At 67.9% G+C, this 3,296-nt stretch carries 4 protein-coding genes; 3 read left to right on the top strand and 1 reads right to left on the bottom strand.

What is annotated here, in order from left to right:
* Nucleotides 1-93 precede the first annotated feature (93 nt).
* Complete coding sequence (locus WA805_RS18955) at nt 94-645, bottom strand: DsbA family protein (protein ID WP_424559095.1); 552 nt, start codon at nt 643-645, stop codon at nt 94-96.
* A gap of 159 nt (nt 646-804) precedes the next feature.
* Here WA805_RS18955 and WA805_RS18950 point away from each other — a divergent pair, with 159 nt between their 5' ends.
* The 3 genes from WA805_RS18950 to WA805_RS18940 are packed head-to-tail and all read left to right on the top strand — an operon-like array spanning nt 805 to nt 3,182.
* Entirely contained in the window at nt 805-1,755 is a 951-nt protein-coding gene (locus WA805_RS18950; RefSeq protein WP_425242998.1) for an oxidoreductase, read from the top strand.
* Nucleotides 1,745-2,518, top strand: a complete 774-nt coding sequence (locus WA805_RS18945; RefSeq protein ID WP_424559097.1) for an MFS transporter — start codon at nt 1,745-1,747, stop codon at nt 2,516-2,518. The genes WA805_RS18950 and WA805_RS18945 overlap by 11 nt, the downstream gene beginning before the upstream one ends.
* Before the next feature lie 22 nt (nt 2,519-2,540).
* Nucleotides 2,541-3,182, top strand: coding sequence for a DedA family protein (locus tag WA805_RS18940; protein ID WP_422288366.1), 642 nt, complete (start codon nt 2,541-2,543; stop codon nt 3,180-3,182).
* The last annotated feature ends 114 nt before the right edge of the window (nt 3,183-3,296 follow it).

Below are 3,296 nucleotides of genomic sequence, written 5' to 3'. Positions count from 1 at the left end.
CCAAGCGGGGTGAACAACATCCTGATCGTCAACAAGGTGATGACCCCCAGCCGGGTCACCGCGATCATCGTCAAGGAACGCCTCGGCTTCTGATCACCTTGTCGTCGCTAGCGCGGCCAGCAGGGCGGGCGGGTCGTAGCCGCCGCGGTAGACGACGCCGTCGATGAACAGGGTCGGCGTGCCAAGCACCTGGCCCGAAGCGAGGCCGCTGTCAACGTCGCGGCGGATCCGCGCTGCCACCGTGATGCTGGCCCGGTCGCGTTCGAACGCCGTCAGGTCGAGGCCAAGCTCGGCGGCGTACGCGAGCAGGTCGCCGTCTTGGAGCGCCTTCTGCCGGTGGAATAGCAGCTCGTGCATGTCCCAGAACCGGCCCTGCGCTGCGGCTGCCTCCGCCGCGGTGGCCGCGGCGAAAGCGTGCGGATGGATGCTGGTCAGCGGAAAGTGCCGGAACGCGAACCGCATGTTCCCGCCAAGCTGCTGTTCGACCTGGCTGATCGCATGGAACGCCTGCCGTGAGTACGGGCACTCGTAATCGCCGTACTCGATGATCAGGCGGCCGGTGGCCGAGCCGCGGACGTGGTCGACTTTCTCGTCCAGCGGCGGCAGGGTCAGCTCGCGGTCGTCCGGTGTCGCGTCTACGGCCATGGGTCGCCTCCTGCTAACTGGCTATTCGATTGTCCTGAAGCTACTTGGCGTCAGGGTGAGCGGATGTCGCCTGGTTCCGGTGATTTCGCTGCCCGCGGCGTCGCGAGCCGCCGGATCACTTGAATCAGGCGACGCCTGCTCACCGGCCTGGTCATAAGAATGCGGAGGGTGATGTCAACTTTCGCGCTCGGCCGGATGCAAGTCAGACGGTCGGGATACGGTGCGATGCAGCTCGCCGGCCAATTCGCCTTCGGTCCGCCACCTGACCGGGCAGCGGCCATCGGCGTGCTCAGGACCGCGGCAGCCGCCGGAGTCGATCACATCGACACCGCTCAGTACTACGGCTCCGGCGTCGTCAACGACCTGATCCACGACGCGCTCTACCCCTACCCCGACGGGCTGGCGATCGTCAGTAAGGTCGCGGTCCGGCGCGACGACGCCGGTGCCGTCCTGCCGTTCGATGATCCGGACCAGCTGCGTAAAGGTATCGAGGACAACCTGCGCAGCCTGCGGGTCGGCCAGCTAGCCGCGGTCAACCTCCGGCTGCCCGGCGACGGGCGCGTCGGCGCGCGTTTCGATGACCAGCTGGCCGCGATGGTGGCGGCCCGCGACGACGGCCTGATCGCCGGCGTTGGCCTGAGCAATATCAGCGTCGAACAGCTCCGGCACGCCGTGGCAGGAACGGAGATCGTATGCGTGCAGAACCTGTTCCACCTCGCCGACCGGCGGGCAGCCGCTCTCCTTGAGGAGTGCCTCAGCCGCGGCATCGCATTCGTGCCGTTCTGCCCGCTCGGCTGGCCGCGCGGCCAGCAGAACCCCGTGCTCACCAGCCCGGTAGTCATCGAGACGGCAGCCCGCCTCGGGATCACGTCAGCACAGGTCGCACTCCAGTGGCTGCTGCAGCTGGCCCCCAACGTGCTACTCATCCCGGGGACCGGCTCCGTCGCTCACCTGCGGGAGAACCTGGCCGCTGAAGGCGTCGCACTAGATGAACAAGCACTGCGTCAACTGGACGCGGTCGCACCATGGCCAGAGGACGCCCCTCGATCATTGGGATTAGGTGATGCCCAATCACCTTGCGGCAGGCCAGCCTGGCTGCATGACGTCTGATGCTACTTCCGTTGGCGGCGGCCTGGGCCGACGGCGCTGGCTGGTCTTGGGCGTGGTCGGCCTGGCGCAGCTGATGGTGGTCCTGGACCTGACGATCATGAATATCGCGCTGCCATCGGCCCAGCGGGCGCTGCACTTCACGACGGTGGACCGGCAATGGGTGGTCACCGCCTACGCGCTGGCGTTCGGCAGCTTGCTGCTGCTGGGTGGCCGGCTGGCTGACCTGCTGGGCCGGAGGGTGACGTTCCTGATCGGGCTGGTCGGTTTCGCGGGGGTCTCGGCCATCGGCGGCGCCTCGGTGAATTTCGCCATGCTGGTGACCGCGCGGGCCTGCCAGGGCGCGTTCGCCGCGCTGCTGGTGCCCTGGGCGCTGTCGGTGCTGGTCACCACGTTCACCGAGCCGAAAGAACGCGCCAAGGCGTTCGGGGTGTTCGGCGCGATCGCCGTGGCTGGCGGCGCGGTGGGCCTGCTGCTGGGCGGCGCGCTGACTGAGTACCTGTCCTGGCGGTGGACGCTGTACGTGAACCTGATCTTCGCCGCGGTCGCGTTCATCGGGGGAGCGCTGCTGCTGCAACGGCAGCCGATCGGCCGCCAGGCCCTGAACGGGCTGGCGCTGGCGCACGGCTACGACACCGCGTTCTGGTGGACCGCAGGCATCTTCGCCGTCGGCGCGGTCATCAGCGGCGCCCTGCTCCGCAACGGGCCACTGCGCCCGGCTAGCACACCGTCCCCCGCCGCCGGCGTGGAACGCGCCACCGCGTAGCGATGCTAGAAAGCGTGACCTGATGCGGGTCAGCGGCGGCAGTGCCCCGCCATTGCCCGGCGTCCTGAACTCGCTGGCCGGACCGCTCGATCACTTTGGCTACTGGGCCGTCTTGCTCCTGGTCATGGTCGAGGACTTCGGGATTCCCGTGCCCGGCGAGAGCGTGCTCATCGTCGCCTCGGTCTACGCGGGCGCGGGCAGGCTCAACGTGGTGGCGGTCGGCGTCATAGGCTTCGCCGCCGCCGTCATCGGCGACAACGTCGGCTTCGCCCTCGGGCGTTTCGGCGGCCGCGCGCTGGCCCTGCGCCTAGGACGGTACGTGCGCCTCACCGAGGAGCGGCTGGACAAGGCCGAGGTCTTTTTCAACCATCACGGCACCTGGATCATCACGGTGGCGCGCTTCATCGAAGTGCTCAGGCAGGTCAACGGGATCGTCGCCGGCGTCAGCGGCATGCGGTGGCTGCGCTTCCTCGCTTTCAACGCGCTCGGCGCGGCCTTGTGGGCGGGGACCTGGGTAAGCCTCGGTTACCTGGCAGGCAGCCGCATCGGCACGATCTATCACTCCATCAGCGAGTACTCCTTGTACGTGCTGATCGCGCTGGCGGTGCTGCTGACGGGCTATATTGCCTGGCGCGTGCTGCGCCGCAGGCGGCGCGTCGAATAGCAGACACCACGCGTCCGTGATCCGACGACTGATGTGCGACGCATTTCCGCCAGCTGATGTGCGATAGGTCTAGAACCTGCCGATCACATGACACGCGGGCAACACGCGGATCTG

Source organism: Trebonia sp. (genome assembly GCF_049794275.1).
GTDB lineage: Bacteria > Actinomycetota > Actinomycetes > Streptosporangiales > Streptosporangiaceae > Trebonia.
The sequence above is the reverse complement of the archived record's forward strand: the minus strand, read 5'-3'. Positions and strand labels throughout refer to the sequence as shown.